The sequence below is a fragment of the Streptosporangium roseum DSM 43021 genome, from assembly GCF_000024865.1.
Taxonomy (GTDB): Bacteria; Actinomycetota; Actinomycetes; order Streptosporangiales; family Streptosporangiaceae; genus Streptosporangium; species Streptosporangium roseum.
In genome coordinates, this window is record NC_013595.1 from 1 (window position 1) to 19,661 (window position 19,661).

Annotated in this window: 16 protein-coding genes and 1 tRNA gene; 14 read left to right on the top strand and 3 right to left on the bottom strand. The window is 68.4% G+C overall.

Going from position 1 to position 19,661, the window contains the following annotated elements:
- Nucleotides 1–369 precede the first annotated feature (369 nt).
- From dnaA to SROS_RS00050, 10 genes are all read left to right on the top strand, one after another.
- Complete coding sequence (dnaA, locus tag SROS_RS00005; protein WP_425358641.1) at nt 370–2,109, top strand: chromosomal replication initiator protein DnaA; 1,740 nt, start codon at nt 370–372, stop codon at nt 2,107–2,109.
- 562 nt (nt 2,110–2,671) lie between these two features.
- The gene (gene dnaN / locus SROS_RS00010) at nt 2,672–3,811 is read left to right on the top strand and encodes a DNA polymerase III subunit beta (RefSeq protein WP_012886810.1); all 1,140 of its coding nucleotides are present in this window, start codon (nt 2,672–2,674) and stop codon (nt 3,809–3,811) included.
- 72 nt (nt 3,812–3,883) lie between these two features.
- Nucleotides 3,884–4,615 (top strand): 3-keto-5-aminohexanoate cleavage protein, encoded by a 732-nt coding sequence (locus tag SROS_RS00015; protein ID WP_012886811.1) that lies wholly within the window; start codon nt 3,884–3,886, stop codon nt 4,613–4,615.
- A gap of 32 nt (nt 4,616–4,647) precedes the next feature.
- On the top strand, nt 4,648–5,589 hold the full coding sequence (gnd, locus tag SROS_RS00020; protein ID WP_012886812.1) for a phosphogluconate dehydrogenase (NAD(+)-dependent, decarboxylating): 942 nt from the start codon (nt 4,648–4,650) through the stop codon (nt 5,587–5,589).
- A gap of 295 nt (nt 5,590–5,884) precedes the next feature.
- Nucleotides 5,885–7,057: a DNA replication/repair protein RecF gene (gene recF, locus SROS_RS00025; protein ID WP_012886813.1), complete on the top strand. Its 1,173-nt coding sequence runs from the start codon at nt 5,885–5,887 to the stop codon at nt 7,055–7,057.
- Nucleotides 7,047–7,667: a DciA family protein gene (locus SROS_RS00030; protein ID WP_012886814.1), complete on the top strand. Its 621-nt coding sequence runs from the start codon at nt 7,047–7,049 to the stop codon at nt 7,665–7,667. The genes recF and SROS_RS00030 overlap by 11 nt, the downstream gene beginning before the upstream one ends.
- A gap of 296 nt (nt 7,668–7,963) precedes the next feature.
- A complete protein-coding gene (gene gyrB, locus SROS_RS00035; RefSeq protein ID WP_012886815.1) occupies nt 7,964–9,907 on the top strand; it encodes a DNA topoisomerase (ATP-hydrolyzing) subunit B in 1,944 nt (647 codons plus the stop codon).
- 42 nt (nt 9,908–9,949) lie between these two features.
- Nucleotides 9,950–12,460 carry a DNA gyrase subunit A gene (gyrA, locus tag SROS_RS00040; protein WP_012886816.1) on the top strand — a complete coding sequence of 837 codons (2,511 nt, stop codon included), beginning with the start codon at nt 9,950–9,952 and terminating at the stop codon, nt 12,458–12,460.
- Nucleotides 12,461–12,532: 72 nt separating this feature from the next.
- Complete coding sequence (locus SROS_RS00045) at nt 12,533–13,180, top strand: DUF3566 domain-containing protein (RefSeq protein WP_012886817.1); 648 nt, start codon at nt 12,533–12,535, stop codon at nt 13,178–13,180.
- A gap of 138 nt (nt 13,181–13,318) precedes the next feature.
- A tRNA-Ile gene (locus tag SROS_RS00050) sits at nt 13,319–13,392 on the top strand.
- A gap of 69 nt (nt 13,393–13,461) precedes the next feature.
- On the opposite strand, the gene SROS_RS51870 is transcribed toward SROS_RS00050, so the two are convergent.
- Nucleotides 13,462–13,698 carry a site-specific integrase gene (locus SROS_RS51870; protein ID WP_245564525.1) on the bottom strand — a complete coding sequence of 79 codons (237 nt, stop codon included), beginning with the start codon at nt 13,696–13,698 and terminating at the stop codon, nt 13,462–13,464.
- A complete protein-coding gene (locus tag SROS_RS51875) occupies nt 13,695–13,919 on the bottom strand; it encodes a site-specific integrase (RefSeq protein ID WP_218919792.1) in 225 nt (74 codons plus the stop codon). Before SROS_RS51875 ends, SROS_RS51870 begins: the two co-directional genes overlap by 4 nt.
- A gap of 912 nt (nt 13,920–14,831) precedes the next feature.
- On the opposite strand from SROS_RS51875, the gene SROS_RS00065 reads away from it, so the two are divergent.
- Nucleotides 14,832–16,088: a helix-turn-helix domain-containing protein gene (locus SROS_RS00065; protein WP_012886819.1), complete on the top strand. Its 1,257-nt coding sequence runs from the start codon at nt 14,832–14,834 to the stop codon at nt 16,086–16,088.
- A gap of 9 nt (nt 16,089–16,097) precedes the next feature.
- Here the strand turns inward: SROS_RS00065 and SROS_RS00070 are convergent, their stop codons facing one another.
- Nucleotides 16,098–16,709 (bottom strand): DUF6461 domain-containing protein, encoded by a 612-nt coding sequence (locus tag SROS_RS00070; RefSeq protein ID WP_012886820.1) that lies wholly within the window; start codon nt 16,707–16,709, stop codon nt 16,098–16,100.
- A gap of 715 nt (nt 16,710–17,424) precedes the next feature.
- Between SROS_RS00070 and SROS_RS00075 the strand changes: the two genes are divergently transcribed.
- From SROS_RS00075 to SROS_RS00085, 3 genes are all read left to right on the top strand, one after another.
- Nucleotides 17,425–17,706 (top strand): heavy-metal-associated domain-containing protein, encoded by a 282-nt coding sequence (locus tag SROS_RS00075; protein WP_012886821.1) that lies wholly within the window; start codon nt 17,425–17,427, stop codon nt 17,704–17,706.
- Between the two features lie 155 nt (nt 17,707–17,861).
- On the top strand, nt 17,862–19,283 hold the full coding sequence (locus SROS_RS00080) for an MFS transporter (protein ID WP_012886822.1): 1,422 nt from the start codon (nt 17,862–17,864) through the stop codon (nt 19,281–19,283).
- Between the two features lie 95 nt (nt 19,284–19,378).
- On the top strand, nt 19,379–19,660 hold the full coding sequence (locus SROS_RS00085) for a metal-sensitive transcriptional regulator (RefSeq protein ID WP_012886823.1): 282 nt from the start codon (nt 19,379–19,381) through the stop codon (nt 19,658–19,660).
- Nucleotide 19,661: the final 1 nt, after the last annotated feature.

A 19,661-nucleotide genomic window follows, 5' to 3' on the forward strand; every position in this document is an offset into this window, starting at 1 on the left:
TAGGTTATCCACGAATCCACAGCCCCTTTATCCACCGCCGCCCCGCCGTCCACAGGATGTGCACTCAGCCTCCCCCGCACTGCCACTAGGCTGTGGACAACGTCTTGTACACAGCTGTGGACAGGGCTACTGTCGGCCCTCCCAGACCTTCTCTCCGCTGCCGGAACGCGTCAGGCGGCAAGTGCGGGGCTGTGCACACCGTGTGGATTCAATGTGGATTCCAGGCAGCGCCCCCGCGGGGCCACGGGTAGGCCGGCATGTGGATAACCAGGGGAATCCGATGCGCCCGGCGATCATCGGTGTGGATAAACAGATCGCGGTGAGCTCACGGGGGCCGCGTCGGAGGAGGTGGACCGGGCAATGGATGCAATGGACCTCGGCGCGGTCTGGGCGCGGGCGTTGGAGAACTCCCTCAACGAGAGCGTCCCGTCCCAGCAGCGCGTCTGGCTCAGCATGACCCGGCCCTTCGGCCTCATGAACGACACGGTGGTGCTCGCGGCCCCCAACGATTTCGCCAGGGATGTCCTGGAGGACAAGCTCCGTCCCCTGATCAGCCACGCGCTCTCCCAGGAGTTCGGCCGCCCGATGCGGGTCGCGGTCATGGTGGACCCCAGCGCCACGGGCTCCGACTCCGGCGTCGCCTCCCGCCCGGAGTCCTATCCACAGGCGCCGCCGACGAGTTATCCACAGAGTGGCGGGCCGCAGCAAAGTTATGCACAGCCGGTGACCTCCCAGCACCACAGTGCTTCCGGGGCTCAGCATCCCTACCCGGCTGCCGGGACCGCGGCCCCGCCGTCCACCGAATATCCACAGCATCAGCCACAGGCCCAGCCGTTCTCCTATTCCTATCAACACAGGGATGAGCAGGCGCAGCCGTACCTCCCGGCGGAGCCCTCTCCCGCCCCGCCGCCGGCGGAGCAGGGCGGCGGATACGGCCGGGGCGGATACACCCCGCGGCCCTCTCCTCCCTCGCGCTCGGAACCGGACACCTTCGAGCGTCCCGCGCAGAGCCCGGGCGCCGGCGGAGTGCACAACCGATGGGACAGCCGCGGCAGCCGCACCCAGGGGGAGCCCGCCCGGCTGAACCCGAAGTACACCTTCGAGACCTTCGTCATCGGCTCCAGCAACCGCTTCGCCCACGCGGCCGCCGTCGCGGTGGCCGAGGCGCCGGCCAAGGCCTACAACCCGCTGTTCATCTACGGCGACTCGGGCCTGGGGAAAACCCACCTGCTGCACGCGATCGGCCACTACGCGCAGAGCCTCTACGACGGCGCGCGGGTGAGATACGTCAGCTCGGAGGAGTTCACCAACGACTTCATCAACTCCATCCGCGACCACAAGGCCGACGGCTTCCGCAGCCGCTACCGCGCGGTCGACATCCTGCTCGTGGACGACATCCAGTTCCTGGAGGGCAAGGAGCAGACGCAGGAGGAGTTCTTCCACACCTTCAACACCCTGCACAACGCCAACAAGCAGATCGTCATCTCCAGCGACCGGGCGCCCAAGCAGCTCGTCACCCTGGAGGACCGGCTCCGCAACCGCTTCGAGTGGGGCCTGATCACCGACGTCCAGCCGCCCGAGCTGGAGACCCGCATCGCGATCCTGCGCAAGAAGGCGATCCAGGAGGGCCTGGCCGCCCCGCCCGAGGTGCTGGAGTACATCGCCAGCCGCATCTCCACCAACATCCGCGAGCTCGAAGGCGCCCTGATCAGGGTCACCGCGTTCGCCAGCCTCAACCGGCAGTCGGTCGACCTGCAGCTCACCGAGGTCGTGCTCAAAGACCTGATCACCGAGGACGCCGGCTCCGAGATAACGGTCGCCACGATCATGGCGTCCACCGCCGCCTACTTCGGCCTGTCGATCGACGACCTGTGCGGCGGGTCGCGCTCGCGCGTCCTGGTCACCGCCCGGCAGATCGCCATGTATCTGTGCAGGGAGCTCACCGACATGTCGCTGCCGAAGATCGGCCAGCAGTTCGGCGGACGCGACCACACCACGGTCATGCACGCCGACCGGAAGATCCGCTCGCTCATGGCGGAGCGTCGTTCGATCTACAACCAGGTCAACGAACTCACCACGAGGATCAAGCAGCAGTCGCGCAATGGATGAGATTCCCTCCACCGTGATGCACAGGCTGTGGAAAACCTTGTGGATCAGTGGTACGGACGTGTCAGCCGGAGGCGATCGGCGCGTCCGACCATGATCATCGCTGGTCCGGGGGGTTCCGGACGTCTCCGAAACCTGGGGACGAATCTGGGGAGAACCTGGGGAGAACTCGTGGACAACCTGTGGACGCCCTGTGAAGAGAGTTTTCCACAGGGACAAAACGACTCTCTACCCCGTGGAGAACCTGGGGAAACCTCGTGGATAACCGGTGGACGAAGACACCAAGATCTGGGGACGGCCTGTGTGTACAGCTCGGTTCTCCCCAGGCCCTTGAGTTCTCCACATCGTCCACCCACAGGCCCAGTGGATGGAAAAACTATACTTGACCTGCGAAAACAACGGTCTTCCACAGTTTCCACAGCCCCTAATGCGATGACCCCTTGTATCTCTAACTAGAAAACCCAAGACCCATAGAGGGGTTCCGGGGAGCGCATGTGCGGGACAGTGCACACTCGAACCCAAGGCACCGAGCGAAGAGCGCTCAACACACAGGAGGCAGATCCACGTGATGTTCCGGATCGAGCGAGACGTGCTCGCTGAGGCGGTCGCATGGACGGCACGCAGTCTTCCGGCGCGTCCCTCCGTGCCGGTGCTGGCCGGCATGCGCCTCGAGGTCACGGAGAAGGGGCAACTCAAGCTCTCCGGCTTCGACTACGAGGTCTCCGCCGAGGTGACCCTCGAACCGCAGAGCGGCGAGGCGGGCGTGGTGCTCGTCTCGGGCCGGCTCCTCGCCGAGATCACCAGGGCGCTCCCCGCACAGCCGGTGGACTTCGTCGTGGAGGGCGCGAAGGCGGTCGTCACCTGTGGCAGCGCCCGGTTCACACTTCTCACCATGCCTGTGGAGGACTACCCCTCCCTGCCGACGATGCCCCCGGCCGCCGGGCGGGTGGGCAGCGACGTGTTCGCCTCGGCCGTCGGTCAGGTCGCCGTGGCCGCGGGCAAGGACGACACCCTGCCGATGCTGACCGGCGTGCGCATGGAGATCGAGGGCGACACCGTCACCCTCGCCGCCACCGACCGCTACCGCCTCGCCGTACGGGAGCTGAAGTGGCAGCCGGGCCAGCCCGACTTCTCGGCGATCGCCATGATCCCCGGCAAGACCCTGGCCGACGCGGCCAAGGCCCTGGGGAGCACCGGCGCCGAGGTCGAGGTCGCGATGAGCTCCGTCGGCGGCACCGGAGAGGGCATGATCGGCTTCTCCAGCGCCGGCCGCCGCACCACCACCCGCCTGCTCGACCCCGAGTTCCCCAAGTACCGCTCGCTGCTGCCGACCGAGTTCTCCGCCCGGGCGGATCTGTCCACAAGCGCGTTCGTCGAGGCCGTCAAGCGCGTGGCCCTGGTCGCCGAGCGCAACACCCCGGTCCGGCTGGCCTTCCGCGGCGACGAGGTCGTCCTGGAGGCGGGCAGCGGGGACGAGGCCCAGGCGGTCGAGGTGCTCCCGGTCGACTTCGAGGGCGACGACATCAACATCGCCTTCAACCACCAGTTCCTGCTCGAGGGGCTCGGCGCGATCGACTCCGACGTGGCCCGCCTGCAGATGACCACCTCCACCAAGCCCGCGATCCTCACCGGCGGCAAGCACGTGGACGACGGGGGCGTCCCCGACTACCGCTACCTGATCATGCCCATCCGCCTGTCGAGCTGACACCCTTGTCCCGGAGCGGCCGGGAGGACCCCGGCCGCGGGCGCGAGGCGTCACCGGGAGAGGCGGACGGGCATGACCATGATCAAGGCGTGTCTCAACGGGAGCAGGAAGGCCGGGGAGCACCCGGCCCTTCCCCTGACACCCCTGGAGCTCGCTGAGGCGGCCCGTGAGGCCCGTGAGGCGGGTGCGGCGGCCGTGCACATGCATCCGCGCGACGAGGCGGGCAGCGAGTCACTCAGCGCCGTCCACATCGGTGCGGCCGTCCGCGCGGTACGGCGGGCCTGCCCCGGCCTCCCCGTCGGGGTGAGCACGGGGCTGTGGATATCGGGCGGGGACGTGGAGGCGAGGCGCGAGGCCGTGCGCGGCTGGGCCGCGCTCCCCGCGCGTGACCGGCCGGACTTCGCGTCGGTGAACCTCTCCGAACCCGGCTTCTCCGACCTGTGGCATGATCTCCGACGGCTCGGCGTGGGGGTCGAGGCCGGAGTCTGGTCCGTGGACGACGCCGACGCGCTCGCCTCGACGGGGCTGGAGTGCGTGCGGGTTCTCGTCGAGATCATCGGAGGCTCCGCCGACACCGCCGTGTCGCGCGCGCACGCCGTGCTCGGCCGTCTGGACGAGCTCTCCGTCCCCGGCCCCAGGCTCCTCCACGGGGAGGAAGGACCGGCTTGGATACTTGTGGACGAGGCAGGGCAGTTGGGCCTGGCCGCGCGCATCGGTCTGGAGGACGTCCTCCACAGCCCTGTGGGTGATCCTGTTGACGGAAACGCCGATCTGGTACGGCTTGCGCTGGCACGCCGGGTGTAGGTGGATGATGGAACCCTGAAGGGGGTGCTCGTATGCAGATCGGCATGGTCGGACTGGGCAAGATGGGCGGCAACATGGCCGAGCGGCTGCGCCGCGGAGGTCACGACGTCGTCGGCTACGACCGCGATCCGGCGGTCAGTGACGTCTCAAGCCTGAAGGACCTGGTGGACCGGCTCCAGGAGCCGCGCGCGGTGTGGGTCATGGTGCCCGCGGGAGCGCCGACCCAGGCGACGGTCGAGGAGCTCGGCAACCTGCTGTCGGCCGGCGACATCGTGATCGACGGCGGCAACTCGCACTATCTGGACGACCAGAAGCACGCCGCCGAGCTGGGGGCCAAGAAGATCGGCTTTGTCGACTGCGGCGTCAGCGGCGGGATCTGGGGCCTGGAGAACGGCTACGCGCTGATGGTCGGCGGCTCCAAGCCCGACATCGAGCGGCTGATGCCGATCTTCGAGACCCTCAGGCCCGAGGAGGGCGGCTTCGTCCACGCGGGCGACGTCGGCGCCGGCCACTTCGCCAAGATGGTCCACAACGGCATCGAGTACGGCATGATGCAGGCCTTCGCCGAGGGCTGGGAGCTGCTTGAGGCCTCCGACGTCGTGACCGACGTGCCCGGCGCCTTCAAGAGCTGGCGGCACGGCACGGTCATCCGTTCGTGGCTGCTGGACCTGATGGTCCGCGCGCTCGACGAGGACCCGGCCCTGGCCGAGCTGAAGGGCTACGCGCAGGACTCCGGCGAGGGCCGGTGGACGGTGCAGGCGGCCGTGGACCACGCGGTGCCGCTGCCGGTCATCACCGCCGCGCTGTACGCCAGGTTCGCCTCCCGGCAGGAGGACTCCCCGGCCATGAAGGTCGTCGCGGCCCTGCGCAACCAGTTCGGCGGGCACGCCGTCACCGCCAAGGAGGGCGAGTTCGCCAAGGGCGCCGACGCCCCCGGCGCCGACGTCGTGCCGCCGGTGGAGGTCGACAAGTAGGCGACGGCACCACCGTCTCCCCGTACGGCCCGCACCCCTCCCACGAGCGCGGGCCGTACGCCGCGCGCAGGCCGGTTCCGGCCCGCCGGCCAGGGGCCCCTCCCGCGGGGCGCGAGCCGTACGGTGACGAACACCTCGGAGTCGGGATCGGCGTGCTCCCGCGGGCGCGAGCCGTACGGTCGCCCGCTCCCGCAGCAGGGCACGGGCCCGCACGGGGCCGGGCTCGTCCACAGGCGCGGGCCGGGCGGACGCGGCGAGGCCCCGGATGCGGGCGTGGCCGACTAATCTTCCTGGGGTGCATGTCGCCAACCTCTCCCTGACCGACTTCCGGTCCTACGACACCGTCGACCTCGGCCTGGAGCCCGGTGTCACGGCCTTCGTGGGCCCCAACGGGCAGGGCAAGACCAACCTGGTCGAGGCGCTGGGTTACGTGGCGACGCAGTCGAGCCACCGGGTCGCCACCGACGGGCCGCTGGTGCGGCAGGGGGCGGCGCGGGCGATCGTCCGGTCCGTGGTCGTGCGGGAGGACCGGCGGGCGCTGATCGAGCTGGAGATCAACCCGGGCAAGGCCAACCGGGCCAGGCTGAACCGCTCGCCGGTCTCCCGCCCGCGCGACGTCATCGGGCTGCTGCGCACGGTCCTGTTCGCCCCCGAGGACCTGTCCATGGTCAAGGGCGACCCTTCGGAGCGGCGCCGCTACCTCGACGACCTGCTGGTCGCCAGGACGCCCCGTTTCGCCGGGGTCCGCGCCGACTACGACCGGGTGCTCAAGCAGCGCGGCGCGCTGCTGCGCACGGCGGCCCAGGCGCGGCGGGGCGGCCGGAGCGGGCGGCGGGCCGACAACGACGCGGCGTTCGCCGCGGCCGGCGCGGGAGACCCACTGAGCACCCTGGAGGTCTGGGACGCCCATCTGGCCAGGCACGGCGCCGAGCTGCTGGCGGCCCGCCTGGAGCTCGTCGAGGCGCTGCGGCCGCTGGTCGCCGCCTCCTACGCCGCCCTGGCGCCCAACTCCGCTCCCGCCGCGCTGGAATACCGCGGCACGCTGTCCACCGAGGAGGGGAGCGACCGCGCGACCCTGGAGGAGCGGCTCCGCGCCGGCCTGCTGGAGGTCCGCACCTCCGAGATCGAACGCGGGGTCACCCTCGTCGGCCCGCACCGCGACGACCTGTTCCTCGGCCTGGGAGAGCTGCCCGCCCGCGGCTACGCCAGCCACGGCGAGTCGTGGTCGTTCGCGCTGGCGCTCCGGCTGGCCGCCTACGACCTGCTCAGGGCCGACGGCGGGGATCCGGTGCTGATCCTCGACGACGTCTTCGCCGAGCTGGACAACCAGCGCCGCGGCCGGCTGGCCGGGATCGTCGCCCCGGCCGAGCAGGTGCTGATCACCGCCGCGGTCGCCGCCGACGTCCCCGCGGAGCTGGTCGGGGCCCGGTTCGACGTCACCGAGGGGAGCGTGCACCGTGTCCGATGAGAGGCCGCCGGATTCCGGCCCGGCGCCCTCCGGGGACGCCCGTCCCGCGTCGGGCGGGCCGGAATCCATCGGGGCCGCCCGCCCCGCGGCGGGCGGCACGCCGCCGGAGCCCGGATCGGCGAAGAGCGCGGCGGCCAAGGGCGCCGCGCTGGCGAGGGAGAAGCTGGCCCAGGCCAAGGCCGACGCCGCCAAGAGGGGGCAGCTTCCCCGCCGGGAGCCCCGGCGCAGGGCGGCCGGGCCGCGCAGGGATTTCGGCGACCCCCAGCTTTTCGGTCGGGCCATCACCGACCTGCTGGCCGACCGCGGCTGGGAACAGCCCGTGGCCGTGGGCGGGGTTTTCGGCCGCTGGCACGAGATCGTCGGTCCCGATCTGGCCGCGCACACCAAGCCGGAGACCTTCGCCGACGGCGAGGTCCTGGTGGTCGCCGACTCCACCGCCTGGGCGACCCAGGTGCGGCTGCTGGCAAGAACCCTGGTCAGACGCCTGAACGAGGAGCTCGGGGACGGAACGGTGCAGCGGGTGAAGGTGCGCGGCCCGCAGAACGGCCCGCGTCCCAGTGGCGGTCTGCGGGTCACCGGGAGCCGCGGCCCGGGTGACACCTACGGCTGATCGACTGGCCAGAAACGGATCAGCGGCCCTTCTGGCGCGACGACCCCCCTCCGTGTAGGGGGATGCTTAAGTGGAGGGTCGACGCGCGACAGAGCGTTCTAGAGCCCGTCAATGCCACATCATGCGCTCTGAGCCGCTAGAATGAAACTGAATTCCGGACACGTCCGTTTGCGTGTCACCCCCGGCACGTAAGCCGACTCCCCTGGGTGAGCGCATCGGGGCATTCACGACGGTGACGGGCACGGCGGGGCTGAAGTTCGCTCCCGCTGCATGTCCGCGGCAGGAGGATTCCGCACTTGTCCTACGACGCTAGCTCAATCACCGTCCTCGAAGGACTCGAGGCGGTCCGTAAGCGCCCAGGTATGTACATCGGCTCGACCGGCGAGCGCGGTCTCCACCACCTCGTCTACGAGGTCGTGGACAACTCCGTCGACGAGGCGCTGGCCGGCCACGCAGACCGCATCGAGGTCACCCTGCTCGCCGACAACGGCGTGCGGGTCGTGGACAACGGCCGGGGCATCCCGGTCGGCATCGTCGAGGCGGAGGGCCGCCCGGCCGTCGAGGTCGTCCTCACCGTGCTGCACGCGGGCGGCAAGTTCGACAGCAAGTCCTACGCGGTCTCCGGCGGCCTGCACGGCGTGGGCGTCTCGGTGGTGAACGCCCTCTCCAGCAAGCTGGAGGTGGAGATCCGCACCGACGGGCATCACTGGCAGCAGAGCTATGCCGAGACCCGGCCGCTCCACCCCCTGGTCAAGGGGGAGGCGACCGAGGAGACCGGGACCTCGATCACCTTCTGGGCCGACTCGACGATCTTCGAGACCACCACGTGGAACTTCGAGACGCTCTCGCGCCGCTTCCAGGAGATGGCCTTCCTCAACAAGGGCCTGACGATCTCCCTGCGCGACGAGCGGCCCGACCACATCAACGGCGAGCCCAAAGAGGCGACCTACCACTACGAGGGCGGCCTGTCCGACTTCGTCAAGCACCTCAACTCCAAGAAGGAGCCCGCTCACGTCTCCGTGATCGACTTCGAGGAGAGCGGCGAGGGGATCTCGGTCGAGATCGCCATGCAGTGGAACAACTCCTACAGCGAGTCGGTCTACACCTTCGCCAACACGATCAACACGGCCGAGGGCGGCACCCACGAGGAGGGCTTCCGCGCGGCGCTGACGTCGATCGTCAACCGCTACGCGCGCGAGCAGAAGTTCCTCAAGGAGGGCAAGGACGACAACCTGGCCGGTGAGGACATCCGTGAGGGCCTCACCGCGATCATCTCGGTGAAGCTGGCCGACCCGCAGTTCGAGGGCCAGACCAAGACCAAGCTGGGCAACACCGAGGCCAAGTCGTTCGTCCAGAAGGCCTGCAACGACCACCTGCGCGACTGGTTCGAGCGCAACCCCGGCGAGGCCAAGGACATCATCAACAAGTCCCTGCAGGCCTCCCGCGCCCGTCTGGCCGCCCGCCAGGCCCGCGACCTGACCCGGCGCAAGTCGCTGCTGGAGTCCGGTTCCGGTCTGCCCGGAAAGCTGGCCGACTGCCAGTGGAGCGACCCCGAGAAGTGCGAGCTGTTCATCGTCGAGGGTGACTCGGCGGGCGGCTCGGCCAAGGGCGGCCGCGACTCCAAGTTCCAGGCGATCCTGCCCATCCGAGGCAAGATCCTGAACGTGGAGAAGGCGCGCATCGACAAGGTGCTGCGGAACACCGAGGTCCAGGCGCTGATCACCGCGATGGGCACCGGCGTCCACGACGAGTTCGACATCACCAAGCTCCGCTACCACAAGCTCATCCTGATGGCCGACGCCGACGTCGACGGCCAGCACATCAACACGCTGCTGCTGACGCTGCTGTTCCGCTTCATGCGGCCGCTGATCGAGGCCGGGCACGTCTACCTCTCCCAGCCCCCCCTCTACAAGATCAAGTGGGACCGCCGGGGCGAGGACGCCTCCTACGCCTACTCCGACCCGGAGCGCGACGCGATCATCGCGGACGGCATCGCCCGCGGCAAGCGCGACCCGCGCATGCACGACGGCATCCAGCGGTTCAAGGGTCTGGGCGAGATGAACGCCTCCCAGCTCTGGGAGACCACGATGAACCCCGAGACCCGCGTCCTGCGCCTGGTCACCCTCGACGACGCCGCCCAGGCCGACGAGCTGTTCAGCGTTCTCATGGGTGAGGACGTCGAGGCCCGCCGCTCCTTCATCATCAGGAACGCGCGAGACGTCCGATTCCTCGATGTGTAGCGGTAGCCGTACAGACTCTTCTCTGAAAGGGATCCACCACCCGTGACGGATGTGAACACTCCGCTCGTAGAGCGCATCGAGCCGGTCGACATCCAGTCGGAGATGCAGCGCAGTTACATGGACTACGCGATGTCCGTCATCGTGTCCCGTGCGCTGCCCGACGTCCGCGACGGACTCAAGCCGGTGCACCGCCGCGTGCTCTACGCCATGTACGACGGCGGCTACCGCCCCGACCGGGGGTATTTCAAGTGCTCGCGCGTCGTCGGTGACGTCATGGGCTCCTACCACCCGCACGGCGACTCGTCGATCTACGGCACCGTCGTACGGCTGGCACAGCCCTGGGCGCTGCGCTACACGCTGATCGACGGCCAGGGCAACTTCGGATCGCCGGGCAACGACATGCCGGCCGCCATGCGATACACCGAGTGCAAGCTCGCGCCGATCGCCATGGAGATGATCCGTGACATCGACAAGGACACTGTCGACTTCCAGCCCAACTACGACGGGCGTTCCCAGGAGCCGCTGGTCCTCCCGTCGCGGTTCCCGAACCTGCTGGTCAACGGGTCGGCCGGGATCGCGGTCGGCATGGCCACGAACATCCCGCCGCACAACCTGCGCGAGGTGGCCGACGGCGTCAGGTGGGCCCTGCAGAACCCCGAGGCCTCCGACGAGGAGCTGCTCGAAGCGCTGATCGCCCGGGTCAAGGGCCCCGACTTCCCGACCGGCGCGCTGATCGTCGGCCGCCGCGGCATCGACGACGCCTACCGGACCGGCCGCGGCTCGATCACGATGCGGGCGATCGTGGAGGTCGAGGAGGACGCCAAGGGGCGCCAGTGCCTGGTCGTCACCGAGCTTCCCTACCAGGTCAACCCGGACAACCTGGCGCTGTCGATCGCCGAGTCGGTGAAGGAGGGCCGGATCACCGGCATCGCCGACGTCCGCGACGAGAGCTCCTCCCGCGTCGGCCAGCGCCTGGTGATCGTGCTCAAGCGCGACGCCGTCGCCAAGGTCGTCCTGAACAACCTCTACAAGCACACCCAGCTCCAGACCACCTTCGGCGCCAACATGCTGGCCCTGGTCGACGGCGTGCCCCGGACCCTGCGGCTGGACCAGTTCGTCCGCCACTACGTGGCGCACCAGATCGAGGTCGTGGTCCGCCGGACGCGCTACCTGCTGCGCAAGGCCGAGGAGCGCGCCCACATCCTGCGCGCGCTGCTCAAGGCGCTTGAGCGGATGGACGAGGTCATCGCCCTCATCCGGCGCTCGCCGTCGGCGTCGGCCGCCCAGGGCGGCCTGATGGCGCTGCTGGAGATCGACGAGATCCAGGCGCAGGCCATCCTCGACATGCAGCTGCGCAAGCTGGCCGCCCTGGAGCGCCAGCAGATCACCGACGAATACGACACGCTGATGGCGCACATCACCGACTACCAGGCGATCCTGGCCTCGCCGGAGCGCCAGCGCACGATCGTCTTCGACGAGCTCTCGGAGATCGTCTCGAAGTACGGGGACGAGCGGAAGACGGAGATCATCGCCTACGAGGGCGACATGTCGATCGAGGACCTCCTCGCCGAGGAGGACATGGTCGTCACGATCACCCGCGGCGGCTACGCCAAGCGCACCAACACCGACCTCTACCGGGCGCAGAAGCGCGGCGGCAAGGGCGTGCGCGGCGCGCAGCTCCGGCAGGACGACATCGTCGACCACTTCTTCGTCACGACGACCCACCACTGGCTGCTGTTCTTCACCAACAAGGGCCGGGTCTACCGGGTCAAGGCCTACGAGCTGCCCGACTCCGGCCGGGACGCGCGCGGCCAGCATCTGGCGAACCTGCTGGCCATGCAGCCCGACGAGGTCGTCATGGAGGTGCTGGACCTGCGTGACTACGAGGTCGCGCCGTACCTCGTGCTGGCCACCCGCAGCGGTCTGGTGAAGAAGACGCGGCTGTCGGAGTACGACTCGCCGCGTTCAGGTGGCCTGATCGCCATCAACCTGCGAGAAGATGACGAGGTGATCGCTGCCAGGCTGGTGTCGGAGGAGGACGACCTCCTTCTGGTCTCCCGCGGCGCCCAGTCCATCCGCTTCACGGCCTCCGACGAGGCCCTGCGCCCGATGGGCCGGGCGACCAGCGGTGTGATCGGCATGCGTTTCCTCGGCGGGGACGAGCTGCTGGCGATGAACCGCATCGGCGACGGCGACGACGTGTTGATCGCGACCGAAGGCGGGTATGCCAAGCGCACCCCGGCCGATCAGTACCCCGTCCAGGGACGGGGCGGCAAGGGCGTCCTGACTGCCAAGATCGTCAGCGCTCGTGGCAAGCTGGTTGGTGCTGCCATGGTCAGGCCGGAGGACGAGGTTTTCGCGATCACGTCCGCCGGCGGGGTTATTCGGACCAGCGCAGGGGAGATCAAGCAGTCCGGTCGCCAGACCATGGGGGTACGTCTGATGAATCTCGCAGAGGGGGACAGCGTCGTGGCTCTCGCCCGTAATGCCGAGGCGTTGGAGACCGAGCACAACGATGCGTTGGAGACCGAGCAAAACGGGGAAGGGGAGTAGCCTGTGTGCGCTCAGGCCAGACCAGGTCCACGTCCGGCCTCCTCATCGACACGCGACCAGGTGACGGAGAAGATGGACAAGGCCACTGAAGCGGACGCCGTCGATGTGGCCGAGTCCCCGGCTGACGGTAGCAAGCCCACGCCGGAGACCGATAAATCGGTAACCGACGACTTCAAGGGCAGGCAGAACGTGACAGCGATCGAGGACGGCAAGCCAAGCGACTCCACGGTGCGCATCCGCCCGCGGTCCGCGGAGACCGACAGCTCCTCCTGGGCTCCGGGAGGCCTGTCGTCCCCCGCGCCTGAGGCGCCGGGCAGGAAGGCGGCCGACCCCTCTCCCCGGGCGCCGCGCAAGGCCCACCTGGTGCTGCGCCGGATCGAGCCCTGGTCGGCCATGAAGTTCAGCTTCGTGGTCTCCCTGGTCTGCTTCGTCGTGCTGTTCGTCGCGGTCGCGGTGCTCTACATGGTGCTGTCCGGCCTGGGGGTGTTCGACAACATCATCCAGACGGTGAACCAGCTCACGACGGCCGACGGCAAGTCCACCAGCGGGGTGGACGTCGCCTCCTGGTTCGAGCCGGTCCGCATCCTCGGCTACACCGCTCTGATCGGCGCGGTGAACGTGGTGCTGATCACCGCCCTGTCCACCCTCGGCTCGGTGATCTACAACATCGCCTCCGACCTGGTCGGCGGCGTGGAAGTCACCTTCAGCGAGGCCGAGTAGGTAACCGCCGCCGTGTCCCCGGTCTCCGGGCCGGGGACATGGCGCAAGCGGGTGCCGAAACAGGGTAAGCTTTTCCCTGTTCGAACGGACGGGTTCGCCTCCAGCAGGCGGATGCGATACCGTTCTCTCTCGTAACGAGGGGCTATAGCTCAGACGGTTAGAGCGCTTCCCTGATAAGGAAGAGGTCCCAGGTTCAAGTCCTGGTAGCCCCACACAGTTCAGAGGCCATTTCCTGTTAGAGGAAGTGGCCTTTTTGATCTTCCGGGTGGCCAAGTGAGTGACTAAGCCTTTCTGGCCTCACCGGGAAAGATCAGGTTCATCGCCTCCGCCCCTTCCAGTAGCACAGGGCGGAGCTGCTTCCGGTAGACCTTCTCCGTCACCACGGTCCCCTTGTGGCCGACCAAGCGGGAGATGTTCTCCAGCGCGACACCGGAGTCCGACAGCAGCGAGACGAAGCTGTGCCGCATCTCCCGGGGCGTCCACTCGTCGGGGTCCAGGTCGGTCCTCTTGAGGATCACTCGGAGGCCCGGCGCACGTTGGCCGCGTCCAACTCGGTCCCCTGCTTGCCGGCGAAGCCGAGGTCGTTTTCCTCCCACAGGTCTCCCGCCTTCCTCCGCGCGAGCGCCTGCCGCTCACGGTGTCCGCGCAGGGCGTCCACACACAGCCTGGGGAGAGCGAGCGTCCGCCGGGACTTCTCCGTCTTGGTGTCTCCCCCGGCCCGTACCGAACGCCACACCATGATCGACGGTGGGACGGGGGATCCGCGTCCGGCCGGCTGTCCAGGTCCACATGCGCCCACGTGAGCGCCCGCAACTCCTCGGTCCTGGCACCGATGAGCAGCGACACCACGACGTAGGCGTACAGGTTCGCCCCCTCGGCCGCCTTGAGCACCGACGCCGCCTGGTCGAGCGTCAGCGACTTCGAGGGACGCCCTTCCCGTCCTTTGGGGATCTCGCACAGCATCACCACGTTGCGCTTGGCCTTCCTCATTGATCGGTCACCGTGAGGTCTTCCACCTGACGATCGCCGTCGAGCTAAATGGTCCGCCGCAGGAATGCCCGACCGCCGCCCTCACACAGCTCGTAGACCGTGGCCCAGCAGGCACATGTCCATGCTGTCGGCCGCACCCTCTCCAAGGCCCGATACGGCTTGCGCCAGTCCAGCCTTACGTGATCGCGCTGAGCCATCACCAAGTGGGGACTCACACACTCCTCAAGCGGCATCATGGCGCGCTCTCCGCGACCGGAGAGGACATGGGACGCGTCTTGCGGAGATCGGCGTAGCGCGCAGCGATCCGGCGAGCGGCCGTCGCCGGGTGGTCTGCAAGGTGGGCTGCGTATTTCCTTCGATCGGTATGGGATGAGTAGTCCCCGTTCCACCACAGGAAGCGGGAGCCGTCGGACCAGACGAGTAGATCCACCCACACACTGAGCAGGGCTGCCCCGTGCCCGTGGTGGAGGTCGGCGGTGATGCCGAGGTGTCCAAGCTCCACGCGCAGATGCTGCATCGCCCGCAGAGTCGGATCGGCGGTCGTCGGAACCCGTGAAGTAATCATCACGTTCAGCTAAGCCGTCGCGTTCTGGCAGGGCACGATGACAACAGGAGATAGCCAGGGGGACGACCGTATCCGCGAATATCCGGAGGTGGGCGAGTGGGCACCCCAGGAACACCCCCCGAGTGGGCCGCACGGCTGCGCGAGAAGCGCAAAGCCAAGGTCGGCACCGTGGCGGACATGGCCCGTCGTCTCAAAGAAGCCGCAGGAGAGCAACGCGGCAGGCTGCCCAGCATCGACGACCTCACCCGCACCATCCGGGGATGGGAACGCGGCGACCACTACCCCAGTGAGCGCTACCGCCTGCTGTACGCCCGCGCGCTGCGGACCACCGAGGCCGAGCTGTTCGACCTCGCCGAGCGTCCCAGCGTTCCTGTCCCCGCGCTGCCCTTGCCGTCCGTCGCACCCGACGCCGATCTGTTCGAGCGGATCGCCCGCAGCGTGCAGCAGCCCAGCCGGGTGGATCAGCGGACCGTGGACTGGCTGGCGATCTGCCTTGCCGAACACCGCAAGGTTGAAGACACCATCGGCGCCCGTCCGCTGCTCGGGATCGTGCGCTCCCAACTCGGCGTGGTGGTCGAGTTGGCCCAGCACGCCCGTGGTTCGCTGGCCGACACGGTGGTTGACCTGGCCGCGCAGTACGCCCAGTTCGTCGCGTGGATGTCCTTGGACGTCGACGACCAGGCCGCCGCGCTCGCCTGGTACGACCGCGCTCATGACTGGGCGTTGGAGATCGGCGATGTGAACATGGCCACGACCACGCTCAGCATGAAGGCCCACCAGGCGTGGAGCGCGGGCAACGCTCGCAGGTGCGTACGGCTCGCCGACGCGGCCCGCCGGCACGACGGCCAGGTCACGCCCGGCGTGCGGGGGATGGCCGCGCAGATGGCCGCCCGAGGTCACGCGCTCGCAGGCGACGCCCGGCCCGCCCGCACGCTGCTGGACGAGGCCGAGGCGCTGATCCGCCAGGCCGCCGAGCACGCCGACGACGAGCCGGTGTGGATGTACTTCTACGACGAGACGTGGTTCCGCCTCCAGCGCGGCATGACCGAGCTGCAGCTCGGCAACTGGTCCAAGGCGATCGATCTGCTGACGGACGGTCTGTCCGGCCTGCCGGAGAGCTACAAGCGTGATCGCGCCTGGTACGGCTCATGTCTGGCCAAGGCCCACGCCGAGGCCGGGGACGCGGCGGCGGCCGTACAGGTGAGCCTGCCCATCATGGCCGACGCCGTCGCGCTGAACCGGCACGCCCGTAAGGAACTGATCGACGTCGCGGCACTGATCACAAACCGCAGATCTCCTCAGGGCGGTCTTCTGGAGGAAGCTCTTGCGGCCGCAGACCGTAGGAATGGTTGAAAATATTGATCACTCTGTGGTGGCTACGGCGACGAGGAAAGGCTGATCAAGTACGTCTGCGGTGAAGGAGACACCGGTGATCTCGCTTGCGAGAGCGAAGGCGCTGGCGATCGGGTCATCAGGCATCGAGTCATCGGAAGTGAAAGGCCCCAAGCCGACACGGGCCATCACGGCTTCCCACCGTTTCGGATCGACACCCGTCCGGTACTGGGGTGAAAGGGGATCGAACCGCACGATCACGTCGCGGTTGATGACGTGTACGAACTCATCGGAGGCATACTCATGTCGGCTGACTGACACCACCTCGGTCCCCTCCGAGAGACGGTTCAGTACGTTGGGATAGGTAGGGACCCGCCAGCCCAAGGGCTCGACGAGTATGGCCCAGTTGCCGAGCTTCACGGCACCGACGTAGTCCGGGGCGTCACCGCCTGTACTTATCCACTGTTCTACCGCGAGTTCGTTGAACTCGTCGAAGGTCATCTCTTTGATCGTGATCTCATCCACTCCGAGGCGAGCGAGCACCTCAAGCGGGGGAAGACCCCGAATGAAAGAGATACAGAAGATGTCATCCAACGGCCCTTCGTCTGAGAGCCAGTGGAACTCTGCGGGGGATGACGTCATCCTCACTCCTTTTGATCATGTAGACGACATGATCGCGGTCACGTCCAGCGGAATGGTGTACGAGTATCCGGTGCCGGGGCTGAGGCCGGGGTCGATCGGCGTCAAACAACGCGGCTTCGCCGGGCTGGAAGGTCAAAAGCGCAGCGAGGGGTGGGTGGGGGCCGGTTCTTCCGTGCGGCCGGTGTCTCGTGGTCCGGGGGCGGTGCTCAGAGGGGGCGCCGTTGGGCGGGTGGGAAGGCCTGGGGAGGGGCGGTGGTGGGCCGGGCGAGGCGGAGCAGGTATCGATGAGCCCCGGGAGCGGCAGTGATCAGGGTTTTTCCTTGATCTGTTGGAATTGGCTGTCCGTAGCGCCGCTAATCCCAACAGATCAAGGAAAACTCCCGCACCGCCCCTCCGTAGGGGGGAGCATTCCGTACGGCGCCGCGCGGATGGGCCGGTGCCCGGGCCACCCCACCTGCCCCTCGCTGTGCTTTTGACCTTTCACCCCGTACGGCGCCGCACAGATGGACGCCTCCTGGGGCGGAGCGGAGGCGTGATCGACAGACGGGTGACTGGAAAGGTGTCGCGCCCACCGGTCCTGATCGCCTGTGCCGGCTCGTCGACACCCTGCTCATCCGTGAAATCAGGTCCCGCTCTTGGGAATTGAACCCCTAGGGGGTATGTTAAAGTCGCAAACCGAGATACCCCACCGGGGTACATGCGAGAGGAGAATCCCATGTGCACGGCATGCGCGTGCGGCACCCAGGACAGCACCGCCGCCCAGGTGGAGATCACTGAGGGCAAGGTCTACACAGTCAGCGGGATGACCTGTGGCCACTGCGTCTCGTCGGTCTCCGCCGAGGTCGAAAGCGTCGGCGGCGTGACCGGCGTCCAGGTCGACCTGGCCACCGGCCTGGTCACGGTCAGCGGGACGGGCTTCTCCGACGAGGAGATCCGCGCGGCGGTGGAGCAGGCGGGCTACACGCTGGCCGGCGCCTCACCCGTCGGCGCCTCCTAGAGAAAGGCGCGTCCCGGGGAAAGCGTCCCGGAGAACAGGTGGTGGGCGCGCATTGGCGTGCACGCCCACCCGCGGGGCCGGTCCGACTCGAATCACACCCAACCCCCACAACGCATCCTGCCACCCGGCGGGACGCGAGAAACCAGGAGTGCGGCATGAACGCCGTCAATCCACGCAGGTGGCAGGCACTCATCGTGCTCGCCGCCGCGCAGTTCATGGTCATCATGGACACCTCCATCATCGGCGTCGCCCTGCCGGACATGCAGCGCGACCTCGGCTTCTCCCAGGGCAGCCTGCAGTGGGTGTTCAACGCCTACGTGGTCGCCTTCGGCGGCCTGCTGCTGCTCGGCGGGCGGCTGTCGGACCTGTTCGGCGCCCGCAAGATCTTCACCACCGGCTGGGTCATCCTGATCGCCGGCTCCGTCGTCGCCGCGGCGGCCGGCAACGCCTGGGTCGAGATCCTCGGCCGCGCCGTCCAGGGCGTCGGCGGGGCGCTCATCGCCCCCGCTGCGATGACGCTGCTCATGATGCTCTTCGGACACAACCCGCGCGAGCTGGGCAAGGCCATGGCCCTGTACGGCGCCGCCGCGCCCGCCGGCGGCACCGCGGGCGTGTTCCTCGGCGGCGTCATCACCCAGTACCTGAGCTGGCCCTGGGTTTTCATCATCTACGTCCCGATCGGCCTGGCCACCCTGGCCGCGGTCCCCGCGCTGCTCCCGGCGACGCAGGGCAAGCGGGGCTCGGTCGACGTGCTGGGCGCGATCGCGGTCACGGCCGGTATCGCGCTGGCCGTCTACACCATCGTCAGCGCTCCTGAGCAGAGTCTGACCATCACGCTGATCGAGGGTGTGGGCGCTGCCGTCCTGCTCGGGCTGTTCCTGGTCATCCAGCGCAGCGTGCGCGAGCCGCTCATGCCGCTGAAGATCTGGAAGGCCCCCGGCCTGGCCGCCGCCAACCTGGCGATGGCGCTGCTGGGCGCGGCCTGGATCCCGATGTGGTACTTCCTCAACCTCTACCTGCAGCAGGTGCTCGGCTACGGAGCCTTCGCCAGCGGCGCGGCATTGCTGCCCATGACCGTGGCCATCATGATCTTCATGATCGGCATCACCGCCCGGCTGCTCGGCAAGTTCGGCGCCAAGCCGCTCATCGTCCTCGGCCTGCTCGTGCTGGCCGCCGGCGTGGCGGGGCTGTCCCTGGTGCGGCCGGACGGGGCGTTCGTCTCCGACGTGCTGCCGGCGTCACTGATCGCGGCGGTCGGCATGTCGCTGGCCTACATCCCCGCGATGATGTCCGCGATGTCCGGAGCGCGGCCGGAGGAGAGTGGTCTGGCGTCGGGCATCGTCAACACCACTTACAACGTGGGGTCGGCGCTCGGCCTGGCCGTCATGACCGCCGTCGCGACCTCCCAGGGCGCTGCCGAAATGGGCAACCTGCTCAAGCTGACCGACGGTTTCCAGGCGGCGTTCGTCGGGGCGGGTGTGCTGGCGGCAGGGGGGGCGGTGCTCACGCTGGCGCTCATGCGGAGGCCTGGGCGGGCCGTCCAGGAAGGCCCCGTGACGGAGAAGACCGGAGCCTGAGGGGTCGGGGCGTGCCCACGGGCGCGCCCCTACCTGAAACATACCCTAGGGGGGTATGGTATGTTGAAAGCGATGAACCGGTGGGAGGGGTGGGGATGGCTGGATGCGGCGACAGGAAGCAGGGTCTCGCGATGCGGCTGCGCCGGGTCGAGGGGCAGGTCCGCGGCCTGCAGCGCATGGTCGAAGACGACAAGTACTGCATCGACACCCTCACTCAGGTGTCGGCGGTCACCAGCGCGCTGCGCTCCTTCGCCCTCTCGCTGCTCGAAGACCACGTGGCCCAGTGCGTCACCGCGCCTGCCCCGAAGGGCGGCCCCGAGACCACCGCCAGAGTCAAGGAAGCCACAGATGCCATCGCCAGACTTGTCCGTTCCTGAC